Below are 17,902 nucleotides of genomic sequence, written 5' to 3'. Positions count from 1 at the left end.
AAACATTTGATCAAAGGAATTTAGCATTTTATTCAACATGAATTCAAGAAGAGACTTCTTAAAGAAAGCCGCACTTTTGTCGGGTACGGGTGCGATGGCCAACATGTTACCGGCTGTTATTGAAAGAGCAATGGCGATTAATCCTGCTCTTGGAAGTACGTTTTACGACGCGGAACATATCGTGTTTCTGATGCAGGAAAACCGTTCTTTTGATCACCAGCTCGGAAGTTTGCAGGGCGTTCGCGGTTTTAACGATCCACGTGCGATTCAATTGCCGGATAAAAATAAGGTATGGCTTCAAACAAATAAAGAAGGTGAAACCTACGGGCCATTTCAACTCAATGTGAAGGATACAAAAGTGGCCTGGATGGGTTCTGTTCCGCATAACTGGACGGATCAGACGGATGCTATGAATGATGGGAAATACGATAAATGGCTGGATGTAAAGAAAGCCAGAAATAAAGAGTATGCAAAAATCCCCTTAACAATGGGTTATTGCGATCGTGCAGATTTTCCTTTTTATTATTCTCTGGCGGATGCTTTTACGGTTTGTGATCATAATTTTTGTTCAAGCATAACGGGCACGCACCCGAACCGTCATTATTTTATGACGGGTACTGTTCGTGAAAAAAATGAAGTGGATGCGATTGCACATTTGTGGAATAATAGCAACTATGAATATCCCGAATTAAGTTGGAAAACCTACCCGGAACGCTTGCAGGAAAATGGGGTTTCATGGAAAATTTACCAGAACGAGCTGACAATGGGTTACGGCCTGAAAGGTGAAGAAAGTGCCTGGCTTAGTAATTTCGGAACAAATGTGCTGGAATATTACAAGCAATATAATGTCAGACTTCATGAAGGAGGAATTGCCAATTTGCAGTCAAAAAAGGAAAATCTTTTGCAGCAGATCGGTGAAATGGAAAAGCAGCCTACTGACGAAAAAGTAGCTCAGCGCCTCGCAGCGGCGAAAAAATTACTTACACTAATTGAAACAGCGCAATCAAGATTTACTACTGAAACCTATAATAATCTTTCCGAGCAGGCAAAAGAATTACATAATAAGGCATTCATAACTAACATAAATGATGCTTATTACCACGAGCTTGAAGAACTGAAATATGATGATAAAGGTACCGAAAGAGAATTAAAAGTGCCCAAAGGTGATGTTTTTCATCAATTTAGAGAAGATGTCAAAAATGGTACTTTGCCAACCGTGTCCTGGTTGATGCCTCCTGCACACTTTTCAGATCATCCGGGCCAGCCGTGGTTTGGTCCATGGTATGTGAGTGAAGCAATGGAAATTTTGCTGGAAAATCCGGAGGTTTGGAAAAAGACAATTTTCATCGTTACCTATGATGAAAATGATGGATATTTCGATCACATGCCGCCTTATGTTGTTCCAAATCCGTATAAGGAGAATACCGGTAAAGTATCAAAAGGCATTGATCCGAAATTGGATTTTGCAACTAAAAGCCAGCAAACAAATCCTTCAATGCAGGAAAATAATCTTCGTGACGGTTCAATCGGTTTGGGATATCGTGTTCCGATGATCATCGCGTCGCCCTGGTCGCGCGGAGGTTTTGTGAACTCCGAGGTTTTTGATCATACGTCATCCTTGCAATTTTTGGAGAATTTCCTTGAAAAGAAATTTAGTAAAAAGATCCAGGAAGAAAACATTACAGCATGGCGCCGGACAATTTGTGGCGACCTCACTTCTGTTTTCCGGCCATACAATGGAGAGGCGATTACAAAACCTGAATTCCTGATACGGAAACCGTTTATTGAAGGAATTCATCAGGCGCAGTTTAAAAATGCTCCTGACAATTACAAGCAATTGACAAAAGCAGAAATTGAACAGATCAATACCAATCACCACGAGTCGCCCTATTTCCCAAAACAGGAAAAAGGTGTAAGATCCGCTTGTGCTTTGCCTTATGAAAATTATGTTCACACTGTTTTTGACAAAAGTAAAAACAGTATAGTACTTTCGTTTAAAGCAGGAAATAAGGTATTTGGTAACAAAGCAACGGGATCACCGTTTCGCGTTTATGCTATGAATCCTTATCAAAATGATTCTTTGCGCTCATGGGATTACAGCGTCGCGGCCGGTGATATGCTTAAAGATGAATTTAGTCTGACTGATTTTGAAAAGGAACAGTATCATTTCAGAGTGTATGGCCCGAATGGATTTTACAGAGAATTTGCCGGGAATAAAAATAATCCGTTGGTTAAACTTACCTGCACCTATGAAGCCAGCCGACTTAATCCGTCAAGATTAACTGGGAATGTGTTGATCACCGTTACTAATACCGATACCAAAACACACGTTCTATCGATACTTGATAACAGTTATAAAGCAGAAAATCAGAATAAAGCAATACCAGCCGGAGCTCAGACTTCAATCGTTTTAAATCTTTCGAAAAATTATAACTGGTACGATTTCAGTGTGAAAATAAAAGGTTGTGAAGCTTATCAGGAACGTTTTGCTGGTCATGTGGAAACAGGGCTTGTCACTAAAACAGATCCGTTGATGGGTGGAATTGTTTAGAAAATGATTTAACAAAATTGATCCTGAATGACTTTTTTTCTATCTTTTCAAAACGGATAGTTTAAGTTATTCAGGTTTAATTTTTATAATTACTGTACACTAATGGAAAACGCTTTGTCAGCTCAGGAAATTGAAGTTGTTGTTTCAAAAGAAGAATATTTCACAGCAGAAACTGTGATTTTCTGGACAGTTTTCAGCTTCAATAATAAAGAGTCTTTTGAAAAGGATTTTGCTAAAAAAAATAAGGCATTTCTGGATTTTGTAGAGAACAGTCAGTTAAAAATAATTCGCACGACAGAATCAACGATGGATCGTGGCGACTTTGTTTATAAATACCCTGTACACCAAATTTTGCTTACTCACGACCAATATCTTCTTTTAGAAAAATATAGAGATGCTCATCCGGAGCTTGGTGGAATGGCTGTCAAACCAGAATTTTCCAAACAAGATAAAGATAAATTATTTCATGAAATTACCGTTCAGGCGTGGCGTGAAGCAGATGAAATCGCAATCAAAAAAGGTCTTGTCTTGAAAAATGACTATCGATCAGAAGAAGTTGTCGAAAAGAAAAGTCAATGGGTAGTAGGTGCTCCTGCATCTGCCCGTTACGATCACTTCAAACAACCATTTTCTGCCACTTATAAATTCATTTTTAAAACATTGTAGATCAAATCGTCATTTCCCCACGCATCGGATTTTTTAGCATTTCAACGCATTTGGCATGATCTGTTTCTTTTCCAAAAACATACATCATTTTGGTAATAGCGGCTTCGGCAGTAATATCTGAACCGCTCACAACGCCAACCTGTTTTAAAAACTTACTTGTCTGGTAATGTCCCTGGGCCACGCGTCCACCATCACATTGAGAAACGTTGAAAATAATCACACCACGTGCGATCGTTTTTTCTATTTCTTCCAAAAACCAGGGAGCCGTAGTTGCATTTCCCGCTCCATACGTTTCCATGACAATGCCTTTTATTCCTTCAATTCCTAAAATTGATTTTACAACCTGATGACTTATCCCGGGAAATAGTTTTAAAAAAGCAACATTGGTATCCAGTTTTGACTGGATTTTTAACTTTTTATTCTGTTCAAAAGGATCGATAAATGGAAAATTCCAGTCAATTCTCACGCCTGCATTGGCCAATGGAGGATAATTTTCGGAATGAAACGCGTTGAAATCGGAACTTTCCTGTTTTTTGCTGCGGTTGCCACGGAGAAGATGTGAATTAAAATAGATGCAAACTTCGGATAGGACAGGTATGCCTTCTTCATTCGTTGCAGCGGCTAGTTCGAGTGCCGTTATAAAGTTTTCCCGTGCATCGGATCTTGCCACACCAATCGGCAACTGAGCGCCGGTAAGAATTACCGGTTTATTTAAATCTTCAAGTAAAAAACTCAACGCTGAAGCAGTGTAGGCCATCGTATCAGTCCCGTGCAGAATGACAAAACTGTCATATTTTTCATAGTTGTCAAATATGATTTTAGCAAGTTCAATCCATATTTCCGGATCCATATTGGATGAATCGATCGGCTCCTTTAAACTAAGGATAGTAATTTCGAAATCGAGCCTTCTTATTTCCGGGACTTTTTCAATAACCTGATCAAAATTGAACGGAACCAGTTGTTTTCCTTTTGTTTCGTAAACCATACCTAATGTTCCTCCTGTGTAAATTACAAGAACGGAAGCACGTGGCGGCTCAGGAGAAATTGGATTGATATGGATTGTATTGTAAGGCATTTTCTAGTTGCAATAATTATTCCGTTCTATTTAGTTTGCCAAAGTTAACAGAGACTTTGCTGTTTTTGTCGTTGTGTCAATGACTTCCTGTTTTGTAATTTGTTTTAAGTCCGCAACACGCTGTGCAACCAGATCAATGTAAGAAACTTCGTTTCTTTTGCCGCGATAAGGCGTTGGCGCCAGATAAGGACTATCGGTTTCCAAAACGAGATTTTCTAAATCAATAAAAGGAAGCACCTTATCCAGACCTCCGTTTTTGAAAGTAGAAACACCACCGATTCCCAGTTTAAATCCTAAATCAATTGCTTTTTGAGCTTCTTCCAGTGTGCCAATAAAACAGTGAAAAATACCAGTTAACGATGAATCTGCAAATTTTTCTATCAGGGCAACAGTTTCCCAAAAAGCCTCACGACAGTGAATATCAATCCATAGATTATGTTTTCTGGCAAGTTTACATTGGTATAAAAAAGCCTCTTCCTGTTGGGCACGAAAGGTTTTATCCCAAAATAAATCTATCCCGATTTCTCCAACGGCAATGAATTTGTATTTGTCAAGCCATGCTTCAACAATCTCCAATTCCTTTTCAAATCCTTCTTTTACGTAAGTAGGATGCAAACCAATCATAGGCAGACACTTATCCGGAAAGGTTTCTGCAAGCTGCATCATTCCCGGAATTGTCGTATGATCACAATTGGGCATCCATATTTGTTCAATCCCTAAATCCCAGGCACGTTGCAACATTTCGGTACGATCTTCATCATACTTTTCATCATAAATATGGGCATGCGTTTCTATCATGGTCTTTTTTTTACTTAAATTCTATCAATAGGTTCTGTCTTTCCAAACTGTTTTTCCTGGCAGAAAATGGACGGTCAGCATAAGAATTGTTATGCCCAGCATATAAAACCAAAAAAGAAAAACAGTTTTCCAGAGGTCTTTTTGTTTTAAAAAAATTAGTGATATTACACTGATTCCGGTAATCAAAATGTAATTCGAAACGATCATTCTGACACTTCGTGCAGGATCCCAGATAGCGATAATACCAATCATTGGAATTAAAAGTGCACAAATGATCAAACTTATTCTTAGAACTATTGGCGCCTGCATAATCCCATGCATCCATCGTTTTCTTTGGATCATTAATTCTTTAAAAGAAGAAACAGGCTCAGACAATGCAATAACTTCGGGGACATATGCCTGGACAAATTCATATTTATTCTCTGTGATAGCTTTAAAAAGTGCGTGATCTTCAACGATTGAAAAGTCAATACCTTCATAACCGCCAACGCTTTCATACGCCTTTCTACTCACAGCCATATTATTTCCAAGGCCTGTAATTCCAATGTTAAATAAAGCGAAAAACCGCATGACCGACAAGGTGAAAAGCCATTCCAGAGAAAGGAAATCAGCGAAGAAGCTGCTTTTTTTCATTCGGGTTAAACCAACAACAATGCCTGTATTTTGCTTGAAATATAACATCATTTTATCCACCCAGGTGGTAGGAACGGCGATATCAGCATCACAAAAGAAAAAATACTCTCCTCTGGCCTGATGTGCAAGTTGCGCCAGAACATTTGTCTTACCTTTTAAAAGCAGAGATTGTCCTGTGATTTTAAAGTACCTGAAATGTGGTTTATCTTTTATGAATTCCTGAATAATTTCAGATGTACAATCTGAGGAATCATCATCGCCGATACAAATTTCCAGATTATCTTTTGGAAATTGCAAAGCGTCAAGTGATTTTAAACAACGTTCTATATTTGCCTCTTCATTACGGGCGGCCAATAAAATACTTACTTTAACGGGAGGTAATAAATTAGACATAAAGTCCGGTTCCGGATTTTTTTAAAGATGGTCAGGAATTTTTATTTATTGAGAATAAATTCAGCGCATAGGTAATGCTTTAAACTGATACTCTTTTCCTGAGAAATGTTCTAAAAAGCGGGGCAAACTATATTGCATATTTTTTGCTGCTTTAAGGCTGTCATGAAATAAAACAATCGAGCCAGGACGTGCGTGTTTTATTGTTTTTTCAAGGCAGGTCTCAGGTTTTACAGCCGCTGAAAAATCTCCGCTCAAAACATCCCACATAATAATTTTTTTCGTTTCGGGAAGTAGCTTGGACTGGCTTTTTTTCATTCTTCCATAAGGGGGCCGGAATAAATTGGTTTCCAGGTCAAGTTGTTTTTCACACAAATTGATATTGGCCAGATATTCCTGATCTTCACTTTTCCAGCCATTCATATGGTTAAAAGTATGATTGCCGACCGAATGGCCCTGATCAAGTATTTTTGAGAAAACTGACGGGTGTTTTCTGACATTATCACCAATACAAAAAAAAGTTGCTTTGGCTTCAAACTGTTTCAAGGTATCCAGTACAAATTCTGTAATATCCGGAATGGGCCCATCGTCAAAAGTCAAAAAAATCTCTTTTTTTACGGTAGGAATGTGCCAGGTATAACGTGGGTAAATCGCTTTTAACCAGAATGGAGAATAGTGTAAAAACATTAATATGTGTGTTTACAAGAAATTCAAAATACAGATTTGTCAATCAAATATACGGATCATCACCCGTAAAAATTGATTCCTGGAATGGGAAAAGGCATGATAACAAAATAAGCCACTCAAAATGAATGGCTTATTTTGTTAAATCTTCTAAGTAATTATAGTCTGAAATCAGGCATGAGCAAAAACAGGGTTCAACATAGAAACCGCTTTTGCTTCCAGGAATGATTCTCCCATCAGGAATTCATCAACAGCACGCGCTGCTTCACGACCTTCACTGATCGCCCAAACCACAAGCGATTGTCCACGGCGGCAGTCACCTGCTGCGAAAACTTTTTCATTTGTTGTAGACTGATAGCCATTTGCTTTAATGTTACCACGTTCGTCAAATTCCAGATCAAGATCTTTCAAAAGTCCTTCCTGCTGAGGATGTAAAAATCCTGCTGCCAAAAGTGCAAGTTCACAAGGTAATATTTGTTCGCTTCCTGCTACTTCTTTCATTTGCATGCGGCCTGTTTCAGGATCTTTCTGCCAGTCAAGTTCAACAATTTTCAAACCTGCAAGATTACCGTTTTCGTCTCCAACAAAAGATTTTGTATTGATAGACCAGTGTCTTTCGCAACCTTCTTCGTGTGAGGTAGAAGTACGAAGCATCATCGGCCAGTTTGGCCAAGGTGTACTTGTATCACGATCTTTCGGAGGAACCGGCATAAGTTCGATCTGCGTTACAGATTTCGCACCATGACGGTTTGAAGTTCCCACACAGTCAGATCCAGTATCACCACCACCGATAACTACCACATTTTTATCCTTAGCCAAAAGCTGACCGTGTTTGTATTTTGCGCCCTGGTGATCAACTTCCGGGAAAATATCAGCATTACGTTTGTTCTGCTGACTCAAAAATTCCATCGCATAATGAACACCTTTCAATTGACGGCCTTCAATATTCAAATCTCTTGGAACGGTCGAGCCCATAGTCAATACCACAGCATCGTATTCGTTCAAAAGCTCGTCGGCTTTGATATCCACACCAACATTTATATTTGTAATGAATTCAATTCCTTCTTCCTGCATCACAGCAAGACGACGGTCAATAACTTGTTTTTCAAGTTTGAAATCAGGAATACCATAGCGAAGCAATCCACCGATTTTATCTGCACGTTCAAGCAAAGAAACGGTATGCCCAGCCTGGTTCAACTGATTTGCAGCAGCCATACCAGCAGGACCTGAACCTACAACGGCCACTTTTTTGCCTGTACGTTTTTGTGGAAATCTTGGCTTAACAAGACCCAGTTCAAAGGCTTTTTCAACAATTGATTTTTCGATAAATTCAATTGCAACCGGTGGTTTGTTAATCCCCAAAACGCAAGAGGCTTCGCAAGGTGCAGGACAAATTCTTCCCGTAAATTCCGGGAAGTTATTTGTCGATGCTAATATTTCATAAGCCAATCCCCAGTTTCCGTCATATACGGCGTCGTTGAATTCCGGGATGATATTTCCCAGCGGACAACCGTTATGGCAAAAAGGAATTCCGCAGTCCATACAACGTGCCGCCTGCTCCTTGGATTTTGACTCTATTGGTGCTGTTTCAATTTCTTTATAATCATGAAGACGTTCTTCAACGGCTCTTTTCTTTGGTAATTCCCTTTCAAACTCAATAAATCCGGTTGGCTTTCCCATTCTTAATATTTCCTTGTTAATCGTGATTCAAATAGGGCTGTCTGTTTTCAGTGGCGACCGGAGCTAACAGCCAAAAGCTAACGGCTAATAGCTCAAAGGTGGTCTACATCAACGACAATGTCCTGATATACAACGTTTTTGTCTGCAATTTGCTGGGCAAGTGTAATGCCACGTCCGTCAAGTGCTTTCTTGAAGTCACTTGGGAGTACTTTTACAAACAAACCAATCGATTCTTCCCAGTTTTGTAACAATTGGAAAGCCACGTTACTGGTGGTATACTGGAAATGTTTTTCCAAAGAATCACGCAAAATAAGCTGATCCTCTTCGTTGATAGCGTCTACAGCTACCATTTCAAAGTTCACTTTTTCACGGAAATCTCCGGCTTTGTCAAGGACATAAGCCACACCACCTGACATACCTGCTGCAAAGTTTCTTCCTGTTGCTCCAAGAACAACAGCCAAACCGCCCGTCATGTATTCAAGTCCGTGATCTCCAAGTCCTTCCACTACCACTTTGGCACCAGAATTTCTTACGCAGAAACGTTCACCAGCTGTACCACGAATATAAGCTTCACCAGAAGTTGCGCCATAAAATGCCACATTACCGATGATAATATTCTCTTCCGGTTTGAATTTAGAATCACGATCAGGATAAACGATCAGTTCAGCTCCACAAAGTCCTTTTCCAAAATAATCATTTGCATCACCTTCCAGTTCAAGACGAATACCGGCCGTATTAAATGCACCGAAACTTTGTCCGGCCGTTCCACGGAAGCGGAAATGAATACTTCCTTTTGGAAGTCCGACACCGCCATGAAGTTTTGAAATTTCATTGGACAACATCGTACCAACCGCACGGTTCAGGTTATTGATCGGGAATTCTCCGTATACTTCTTCTGAGTTTTCAAGAGCCGCTTTCGCCGCTTCAATCAATTTAAGATCAATAATTTCACTAATTCCGTGATCCTGATCTTCCTGTTTGTATTGTGCTACCGAAAGATCTGAATCCTTAAACAGGATCGCATCGAAATTAAGGTTTTTATATTTCCAGTGTTTCAGATCATTGCGTGGTTCCAGGTATTGGACCTGTCCAACCATTTCATTAACCGTACGGAAACCAAGCTGAGCCATAATCTCACGAAGTTCCTGCGCCATGAATGTGAACATGTTCACAACGTGTTCAGGTTTTCCGGAGAATAACGCACGAAGCTCTTTATTCTGTGTTGCAACGCCAACCGGACAAGTATTCAAATGACACTTACGCATCATAATACAACCTGCGGCAACAAGCGCCGCCGTGGCAACACCCCATTCCTCAGCGCCAAGCATCGCCGCAATTGCAAGGTCCTTCCCTGTACGAAGCTGACCATCCGCCTGAACAGTTACACGTCCGCGCAATTTATTTTTTACAAGTGTCTGATGCGTTTCAGCCAAACCAAGTTCCCATGGAAGACCTGCATGACGAATCGAACTCAAAGGCGAAGCACCCGTTCCTCCATCATATCCTGAGATCAGAATATGGTCGGCGTGTGCTTTTGCTACACCGGCAGCAACAGTTCCAACACCTGCTTCTGATACCAGTTTAACGCTGATACGCGCTGCACGGTTGGCATTTTTCAAATCGAAAATCAGCTGTGCCAAATCTTCAATTGAATAAATATCGTGATGGGGCGGGGGGGAAATAAGTCCAACACCCGGAGTTGAGTGACGCGTACGTCCAATCCAGTCATCAACTTTATGACCTGGAAGCTGGCCGCCTTCACCTGGTTTTGCACCCTGTGCTGTTTTAATTTGTAATTCACCTGCATTACTCAAATAATGGCTGGTAACCCCGAAACGTCCGGAAGCAACCTGCTTGATCTGAGAATTCATGCTGTCGCCATTAGCCAGTTTTTTGTAGCGAAGTTCGTCTTCTCCACCTTCACCTGAATTGGATTTTCCTCCAATACGGTTCATAGCAATAGCTAACGTAGTATGTGCTTCCCATGAAATCGAACCAAATGACATAGCACCTGTTGCGAAACGTTTGAAAATGTTTTCAACCGGCTCCACTTCTTCAATTGGAATTGGCGTTCCTTTTTTGAAACGTAACAATCCTCGAAGTGTTAGTGCTTTATGTGTTTGATCGTCAATCAGTTTTGAATATTTCTTAAACTCGGCATAACTATTATTTTTTGTCGAATGTTGCAACAAATGAACAGTCTGCGGATTGAAAATATGCGCTTCACCGCGTTGTTTCCATTGATAAAATCCACCAACTTCCAGACGAGGAGTCATGTTTGGACTTTCATGGTAAGCAACTTTATGGCGAACCAATACTTCACGCGCAATTTCAGAAATACCCATGCCGCTGATACGGGAAATAGTACCTGTGAAAAAGCGGTCAACCACATCTTTGTTCATACCAACGCATTCGAAAATCTGAGCGCCCTGGTAAGACTGAAGTGTTGAAATTCCCATTTTTGAGAAAATCTTCAAAAGCTCTTTGTTAACAGCCTTGATGTAGTTGTAATATAATTTATCGTCCGTAAACTCACCGTCGATCATGTTCTTGCGATTCATGAAAGAAAGCGTTTCAAAAGCCATGTAAGGACAAATACCTGCCGCGCCGTAACCGATCAGCGTAGCAAAATGATGCGTTTCCCAAACGTCACCAGCTTCTACAAGCAGGCCAACCCTTCCTCTCAAACCTTCACGGATCAGGTGATGATGAATGGCAGCCGTTGCAAGTAAAGTAGGAATTGGCGCGTGATCAGAATCAATCGCACGGTCTGAAAGAATGATGATTTCAAAACCATCTTCGATCGCTTCAACCGCGTACCGGCAAATTCTCGCCAAGGCACGTTCCAGTGCTTTTCCACCTTCATCTGCCCGGAAGTAGATGTTAATTGTTTTTGCCTGGAAATGGTTTTTATCAATAAATCTTAATTTATCAAATTCCGAAACCGTCAAAACAGGATGCGGTAATTCAATCTGACGGCAATGTTGAGGTGTTTCTGTCAGGATATTTTCTGTACTTCCTACAAACGAGATCAGAGACATAATCGCTCTTTCACGAATTGAATCAATAGGAGGGTTGGTTACCTGTGCAAAAAGCTGCTTGAAGTAACTTGACATATGCTGGCTTTGTTCTGAAAGAACAGCCAGAGGAACGTCTGTACCCATAGATCCGATCGCTTCCATACCGCTTTGCGCCATAGGAGCAAGGATCATCCGCAAATCTTCCGACGTAAATCCGAAAGCCATCTGACGTTTCAATAATGAAGAATCTTCATATTGTCTGTACGTACGGATTGGCTGATCAAGATCTTCAACACGTAATTTATTTTCATTCAACCACTCCTGGTAAGGCTGTGCTGAACAGATCTGTGCTTTAATTTCTTCGTCAGGAATGATACGGCCTTGTTCCATATCCACGATGAACATACGTCCCGGCTGCAAACGGCCTTTGGTTACGACTTTGGCCTGATCAACATCCAAAACTCCCGCTTCGGAAGCCATGATGATGGTATCATCATCCAAAACCCAGTAACGTGACGGACGAAGACCGTTACGGTCAAGCGTTGCACCAACCATTTTTCCGTCGGTAAACGAAATCGAAGCAGGTCCGTCCCAAGGTTCCATAATGGCTGCGTGATACTCGTAAAAAGCTTTACGTTCTGCATCCATCTGGTCGTTGCCATCCCAAGCCTCAGGTACCAGCATCATCATCACATGCGGAAGTGAGCGGCCTGAAAGGTGAAGCAACTCAATAGCATTATCCAGATTGGCCGAATCCGATTGTCCACGGTCACAAATCGGAAGGATCATATCCATTTCCTCTTTGCTGAAATATTCCGATTGGAAAGCTTTTTCACCGGCACGGATCCAGTTCACATTACCCTTAACCGTATTAATTTCACCATTGTGGGCGATATAACGGAAAGGTTGCGCCAATTCCCATTTTGGGAAAGTATTGGTTGCAAAACGGGAGTGAACCACAGCAAGTGCTGAAACCACCGATTCGTTTTCAAGATCCGGGAAATAATATTTCAACTGAGCTGTCGTCAGCTGTCCTTTGTAGGAAATTGTGCGGCAAGACAATGACGAATAATAAAAAGTACCTTTTGCACCTTTTACGGTATCATGGATCAGACGCGCAGAAACCTGGCGTAGTATATAAAGTTTACGTTCGAAAGCGATATCCTCAGTAACATCGTCCGGACGTTTGATGAAAAGCTGTTCTACATAAGGCTCCACAGACAAAGATCCTTCACCAAGCGTATTGTTCAGTGTTGGCACTTTTCTGTATCCCATCAGGGTCAAGCCCAGTCTTTTTAACTTTCGGTTTACAATATCCCTGCATTCTTCCCTGACAGTCTTGTCATTTGGAAAAAAGATCATACCTACACCATACTCACCCGCAGGAGGTAATTGGAAACCGATTTTTGAGCATTCTTCTACAAAATACTCATGGGGAATCTGTATCAGGATACCGGCGCCATCACCGGTGTTTGGATCAAAACCGGTAGCACCCCGATGCTCCATTCTTTCCAGCATGTGAATAGCGTCCGCCACGATCTGATGTGACTTACGACCTTTAATGTTGGCACGGAAACCTATCCCACATGCATCATGCTCAAATTCCGGGCGGTAAAGCCCCTGTTGTTCTACCATTGGTTCTGACATTTGCGACATATATCGAAGAGTGTAGATTTTTTTACAAATTCGTGTGTAGAATTTATATAAATAAGCAAATAAAATTAAATGCTTTCGCGCTATCGCATTAAGAATAGAGTAAAGCCACGCAAGATAATGATAAAAAATATTTGGTGTAATATCAAAACCGCAAAATTTTATCTAACCTATACAAAATTGGTTGTTTCGTTACAATAAATCTAATAATACTGATAATTTGATAATGAACTGTTGATATTGTTATGAATTTTTCAAAAGAAAATATTGGAATTTTTTGTTTTCTTATGTTCATCATAATCTTTTTTACGCATTGTTAAACTACTAATTTTTAGGCAAAAATAAAAAAACCATCACCCGTGGGATGATGGTTTTTTGCTTAAAAAGAACAATTCTAAGTAATCAAGGCTCGCTGGACTCACTTACATTGTCATAATCTTCTGCATCGTAGTCGTCTTCTCCGGCACCGAATTCGTTTTCAAGATTGTTCATAAAAACAGCATCAATGGCTTCTTCCTGCGTTGGGAGGATATTCAGATCAGGAATTTTCAGAGATTCAAGCAAATCGATAAAATCGTCGTCTCTGGTAACGATCACCAACATACCCAGGTCATTCTTGCATAACCAGTTTACTTTTTTCAATACGACAGTTCCACTGGTATCAATGGATTTTGTTAACTGCATATTGACAATGATATTGTTAAATCCTTCACGAAAAAGCTCACGGGATTTTTCCTCGAAAGCGGCTGGAATTTCATCAGCAAACGCCGTTTCTTCAAGGTCGATGTAGGCGTATTGTTCTTTTTTTTGTAGGCTGTGATTCATACGAGTTTTTGTTAAAACCAGATGATTTATTAGGTTGAGTATGGACCAGACTAGGCTATGGCTCTAAGAATGGCTTTTTCTATGCGTTGTAATGGATTGTCCAAATTGTTTTTCTGAAATTTCTTGCCAGATACTTTTTCAAAAAGCTCAATATAACGTTCCGAAATTTGTTGGATCCAGTCCTCTTCCATGGCTGGTACGGTTTGTCCTTCTTTTCCCTGGAAACCATTCTGAATAAGCCATTCTCTCACAAATTCTTTGGACAATTGTTTCTGAGGCTGACTTAATCTTTGGTTCTCCTCATACGAATCCTTGTAAAAATAACGTGAAGAATCCGGCGTATGGATTTCGTCTATTAAATAAATCGTGCCATCCAATTCTCCGAACTCATATTTGGTGTCGACAAGAATAAGTCCCTGATCCGCCGCCATTTCGGTGCCGCGGTTAAATAGTGCTAGCGTATAACGTTCCAGATGCTCGTAATTGTCCTGGGAAACCAGTCCATGACTTAATATTAGTTCGCGTGAAATATCCTCGTCATGCCCTTCATGCGCTTTTGTTGTGGGGGTAATGATAGGGGTAGGTAATTTATCATTTTCTTTCAATCCATCGGGCAAAGAAACTCCGCAAACTTCTCTTTTTCCTGCTGAATATTCCCGCCACGCATGTCCGGCCAGATAACCGCGAACGACCATTTCCACCGGAAAAGCATTGCATTTAATGCCCATGCTTACATTTGGGTCCGGAACTTCCTGCAACCAGTTGGGTACGATATCAGCCGTTGCGGATAAAAAATGTGCAGCGATCTGATTTAAAACCTGGCCTTTATAAGGAATAGCTTTTGGTAAAATAACGTCAAAAGCGGAAATTCTGTCGGTGGCAACCATCACCAGTTTATCTTCAAAAGAGTATACATCACGTACTTTTCCTTTGTAAAAACCAGTTTGGTTCGGGAATTGAAAATTAGTTTCTGGTATGCTGTTCATGGAGTTTTATAGTAAAAATTACCATTCTATTGTTTCATTTCGCTCAGACTTTTTAGCGTACTGTTTTCGTCTGAGCTGGTAAATATATTGGGATTCGTTTGATTTCATCGCATCCAAAATAAGACGGGCCTGTTCTTCCGACATATTCATGGATTTCAGGCTGCGTAATAATTGCTCGCGCTTAGCCGCTTCTTCCTGTTCAAATCCTTCCGGTTTTAGTTCTGGTTTTGATGGTGTTGGCTTATTTTGACTTGCTTCATTTTTCGCCATCCGATTGTCCTGGCTCGATTGCGAAGGTTGTTCAATTCCTGAAAAATGTGCTTTTAAAATAATATAATTTGATCGGGCAACCGTGTTTCCTGGTTCCAGCCGAAGCGATGTTTTTAGTCTTTCCAAAGCAGCTGCGGTGTCTTTTTTTGAAACCAGTATGAGCGCAACCTGGCAATTTGCAACGGAAGCAATGGTTTTGTCTTTTACATGATCCAGTAATTTATATTGATACAAAGCATCTTTCAACTGCCCTGCCTGATAATAGGAGTGGGCCATATTGAGCCGCGCTGCCGGATCGGAAAAAACAGAGCCGTACGTTATCTGATGATATAATTTGGATGCATTGACAAACTGCTTTTTCTTAAAGGCCATTTCCGCCCCGATCTTCCGTTCATTGGTTTTGGTAATAGCATCGAACGTCCGGTTGTCCCATAGCAAAAGCAGTAAGTACAATAATAAGGCGTTCATAACATTCCGGTTTGAAGGCAAAAATAAGAAGAGATACTCAGAGTCGGAAAGTTCCGATGGTAATTAACACGTCAAGGATTAACAAAAACAGTGCTGCACCAAGGAAATAGTAATATTTATTACTGACTACGGTGACGGTTCTTGAATCTACGAGCGTTCCGTCTGCGTTATTGATCTCGCTGATCATCCTGTTTACTTCATTTTTTTCATTGTTCAATTCGTAATATGACCCTTTTGTACTGGTCGCCATTGTTTGTAGGAAATCGTCGTCGAGCTTGCTGATTACAAGATTGTCTTTTTCATCTTTTAAAGGTTTTCCCTCCGATGGAATACTGCTGCCATTTTTTGTGCCGACGGCTGCAATATAAACACCGACGCCAAATCTTCTGATATTGTTGTATAGTGACCTGTAACAATCGCTTTTATTTTCACCATCCGTAAAGATGACGATCATTTTAGATCTTCCCGAACGATCATTTCCGTCAACCAGTTTTTTATATGCCAATTCCGTTGCGCCACAAATATTTGTCCCGCTGGTTGGCAAAAGTTCTGTTTGCAGGCTTTGGATGAAAAGTTCAAGAGCGGCAGCGTCATACGTGAGCGGAACCTGGACAAAAGCTTCATTTGAAAAAACGATGAGGCCTATTCGATTCGCATGTTGGTTCTGAACAAAATGGTTGATTTCAAATTTTACTTTTTCCAAACGTGTTGGCGTCACGTCGGTCGCATCCATGGATTTCGACAGATCGACGAGTACATAAATATCCTTTCCTTTCGACTGAATGGCCTGATCGGCTTCTCCGAAAGATGGCCCAAGCAAACTTACGATTAGCAAAGCAAAATAAATGGTGCGTAAAAAAAGCTTTAATATTAAAGTTCTGGCCGTGGTATTAAGTTGCCGCGCCACACGAATGGTTCGGTAAATGAAACTAATGTAGGCAAGAATAAAGAGAAATATAAAAAAATATTCAGTACTTTCAAAGGGGTAATTCCAGTTCATAATGAACGATTTGACTAATTTAAAGTTTTTCAAAAATAGACAATAGAAGCTTGTGACAAACTTTTTTTTTCGAAAACATTTGTTTTTCTGAATCAGAACCCCCTATATTTGCAACCCAGAACGGAAAGACGGAGGGATGGGTGAGTGGCTGAAACCAGTAGTTTGCTAAACTGCCGTACTCGCAAGGGTACCGCGGGTTCGAATCCCGCTTCCTCTACACTGTTTCATTAATGCGGGTCGCCGCAATTTAAGTGATGGTTTTTAAAAGTAATTTGATTACCATCGTAAAAAGGTTTTAAGGTTTCGGGGAGTGGCGCAGCCCGGTAGCGCATCTGGTTTGGGACCAGAGGGTCGCAGGTTCGAATCCTGTCTCCCCGACAATTATAACCATTGATCAGTTGGCAGTATCATTGAGCAATTTAAAATGCTCGCTGCATATCACCAACTGTTTTTATTTTAAAACGGTCCCGTAGCTCAGCTGGATAGAGCAACTGCCTTCTAAGTAGTAGGTCTTGTGTTCGAATCACAACGGGATCACCAAAAAGAGTATCAAAACTCGCTAAACTCCTGCAAATCAATCATTTGCGGGAGTTTTCTTTTTGCGGAATACCCCAAAATATTCAATAATTCTCAAAAAAAAGGTGCGTAATTCGGTGCGTCAAATCTCTGAATTTCCTGACTCACCAAACTCTATGCGTGAAATCCATATCTATTCCCCCCGAGAATTTCGCTTGATCCTTCAGATGCAGATATTATCTCACTTAGATGGCGAATGTTCATTTTAATTTGAAGGATCCAAGGTCAATCTGGAAAATTCGGAGGCACTGACCACCTTAATTCGGAAATTTGGGACATATCGTTTCGGTCGCGATTGACCAGTTCAAATAAATGATTGCCAGATATTTAACTACTGTTGACGAACAGTTTCTTAATGGTCAATCTGCCACGGAATCAGATGGTCAAATCATCCGAATTCTCCAACTATGGTGACTTTTTCAATATTAAACGCCAGCAGGAATGGCCAGAGTATAGCAACGAATTAAATTGTAATAAAGAGAGCCACCAAAGAAACTTTTGGCGCCGCCTTTTTAGCTGAGATACTTCACTTGACAAAAAATCAATACACAGTAATAATTTGCATTTTCCTGTTATGGTATAGGGTTTGTTTTTAAAATTTAGGGTTATTTTGAAGACTGGTCCAAA

At 40.5% G+C, this 17,902-nt stretch carries 12 protein-coding genes and 3 tRNA genes; 5 read left to right on the top strand and 10 right to left on the bottom strand.

Going from position 1 to position 17,902, the window contains the following annotated elements:
* Positions 1–37: 37 nt before the first annotated feature.
* Both FZF08_RS06250 and FZF08_RS06245 read left to right on the top strand, forming a co-directional pair.
* A complete protein-coding gene (locus tag FZF08_RS06250) occupies positions 38–2,551 on the top strand; it encodes a phosphocholine-specific phospholipase C (protein ID WP_159467769.1) in 2,514 nt (837 codons plus the stop codon).
* 102 nt (positions 2,552–2,653) lie between these two features.
* Positions 2,654–3,217 carry a hypothetical protein gene (locus FZF08_RS06245; RefSeq protein WP_159467768.1) on the top strand — a complete coding sequence of 188 codons (564 nt, stop codon included), beginning with the start codon at positions 2,654–2,656 and terminating at the stop codon, positions 3,215–3,217.
* Position 3,218: 1 nt separating this feature from the next.
* Here FZF08_RS06245 and FZF08_RS06240 read toward each other — a convergent pair whose 3' ends face one another.
* From FZF08_RS06240 to FZF08_RS06195, 10 genes are all read right to left on the bottom strand, one after another.
* Positions 3,219–4,292, bottom strand: coding sequence for an asparaginase (locus tag FZF08_RS06240; RefSeq protein ID WP_159467767.1), 1,074 nt, complete (start codon positions 4,290–4,292; stop codon positions 3,219–3,221).
* A 30-nt stretch (positions 4,293–4,322) separates the two neighbouring features.
* The gene (locus FZF08_RS06235; RefSeq protein ID WP_159467766.1) at positions 4,323–5,090 is read right to left on the bottom strand and encodes a TatD family hydrolase; all 768 of its coding nucleotides are present in this window, start codon (positions 5,088–5,090) and stop codon (positions 4,323–4,325) included.
* A 24-nt stretch (positions 5,091–5,114) separates the two neighbouring features.
* Positions 5,115–6,116 (bottom strand): glycosyltransferase, encoded by a 1,002-nt coding sequence (locus tag FZF08_RS06230; RefSeq protein WP_159467765.1) that lies wholly within the window; start codon positions 6,114–6,116, stop codon positions 5,115–5,117.
* Positions 6,117–6,176: 60 nt separating this feature from the next.
* Complete coding sequence (locus FZF08_RS06225) at positions 6,177–6,800, bottom strand: polysaccharide deacetylase family protein (protein ID WP_159467764.1); 624 nt, start codon at positions 6,798–6,800, stop codon at positions 6,177–6,179.
* A gap of 168 nt (positions 6,801–6,968) precedes the next feature.
* Entirely contained in the window at positions 6,969–8,477 is a 1,509-nt protein-coding gene (locus FZF08_RS06220; protein WP_159467763.1) for a glutamate synthase subunit beta, read from the bottom strand.
* A gap of 92 nt (positions 8,478–8,569) precedes the next feature.
* Entirely contained in the window at positions 8,570–13,153 is a 4,584-nt protein-coding gene (gltB, locus tag FZF08_RS06215) for a glutamate synthase large subunit (protein WP_159467762.1), read from the bottom strand.
* Positions 13,154–13,552: 399 nt separating this feature from the next.
* Positions 13,553–13,975 (bottom strand): STAS domain-containing protein, encoded by a 423-nt coding sequence (locus FZF08_RS06210; protein WP_159467761.1) that lies wholly within the window; start codon positions 13,973–13,975, stop codon positions 13,553–13,555.
* Positions 13,976–14,025: 50 nt separating this feature from the next.
* Positions 14,026–14,961 carry a phosphoribosylaminoimidazolesuccinocarboxamide synthase gene (locus tag FZF08_RS06205; RefSeq protein WP_159467760.1) on the bottom strand — a complete coding sequence of 312 codons (936 nt, stop codon included), beginning with the start codon at positions 14,959–14,961 and terminating at the stop codon, positions 14,026–14,028.
* Between the two features lie 18 nt (positions 14,962–14,979).
* The gene (locus FZF08_RS06200) at positions 14,980–15,699 is read right to left on the bottom strand and encodes a lipopolysaccharide assembly protein LapB (protein WP_159467759.1); all 720 of its coding nucleotides are present in this window, start codon (positions 15,697–15,699) and stop codon (positions 14,980–14,982) included.
* Positions 15,700–15,736: 37 nt separating this feature from the next.
* Complete coding sequence (locus tag FZF08_RS06195) at positions 15,737–16,699, bottom strand: VWA domain-containing protein (protein ID WP_159467758.1); 963 nt, start codon at positions 16,697–16,699, stop codon at positions 15,737–15,739.
* A gap of 130 nt (positions 16,700–16,829) precedes the next feature.
* Between FZF08_RS06195 and FZF08_RS06190 the strand changes: the two genes are divergently transcribed.
* The 3 genes from FZF08_RS06190 (at position 16,830) to FZF08_RS06180 (ending at position 17,239) form a co-directional block, all read left to right on the top strand.
* Positions 16,830–16,916, top strand: a tRNA-Ser gene (locus FZF08_RS06190).
* Between the two features lie 87 nt (positions 16,917–17,003).
* Positions 17,004–17,077, top strand: a tRNA-Pro gene (locus FZF08_RS06185).
* Positions 17,078–17,162: 85 nt separating this feature from the next.
* Positions 17,163–17,239 (top strand) — tRNA-Arg (locus FZF08_RS06180).
* Positions 17,240–17,902: the final 663 nt, after the last annotated feature.

This window comes from Dyadobacter sp. 3J3, from assembly GCF_009801115.1.
Taxonomy (GTDB): Bacteria; Bacteroidota; Bacteroidia; order Cytophagales; family Spirosomataceae; genus Dyadobacter.
Note: the sequence above shows the minus strand (reverse complement) of the source record. Positions and strands in the feature narration are given on the sequence as shown.

Coding starts and splice junctions, on each gene's coding strand:
- FZF08_RS06250 (WP_159467769.1), top strand. CDS start 38: ATGAATTCAAGAAGAGACTTCTTAAAGAAAGCCGCACTTTTGTCGGGT.
- FZF08_RS06245 (WP_159467768.1), top strand. CDS start 2,654: ATGGAAAACGCTTTGTCAGCTCAGGAAATTGAAGTTGTTGTTTCAAAA.
- FZF08_RS06240 (WP_159467767.1), bottom strand. CDS start 4,292: ATGCCTTACAATACAATCCATATCAATCCAATTTCTCCTGAGCCGCCA.
- FZF08_RS06235 (WP_159467766.1), bottom strand. CDS start 5,090: ATGATAGAAACGCATGCCCATATTTATGATGAAAAGTATGATGAAGAT.
- FZF08_RS06230 (WP_159467765.1), bottom strand. CDS start 6,116: ATGTCTAATTTATTACCTCCCGTTAAAGTAAGTATTTTATTGGCCGCC.
- FZF08_RS06225 (WP_159467764.1), bottom strand. CDS start 6,800: ATGTTTTTACACTATTCTCCATTCTGGTTAAAAGCGATTTACCCACGT.
- FZF08_RS06220 (WP_159467763.1), bottom strand. CDS start 8,477: ATGGGAAAGCCAACCGGATTTATTGAGTTTGAAAGGGAATTACCAAAG.
- gltB (WP_159467762.1), bottom strand. CDS start 13,153: ATGTCGCAAATGTCAGAACCAATGGTAGAACAACAGGGGCTTTACCGC.
- FZF08_RS06210 (WP_159467761.1), bottom strand. CDS start 13,975: ATGAATCACAGCCTACAAAAAAAAGAACAATACGCCTACATCGACCTT.
- FZF08_RS06205 (WP_159467760.1), bottom strand. CDS start 14,961: ATGAACAGCATACCAGAAACTAATTTTCAATTCCCGAACCAAACTGGT.
- FZF08_RS06200 (WP_159467759.1), bottom strand. CDS start 15,699: ATGAACGCCTTATTATTGTACTTACTGCTTTTGCTATGGGACAACCGG.
- FZF08_RS06195 (WP_159467758.1), bottom strand. CDS start 16,699: ATGAACTGGAATTACCCCTTTGAAAGTACTGAATATTTTTTTATATTT.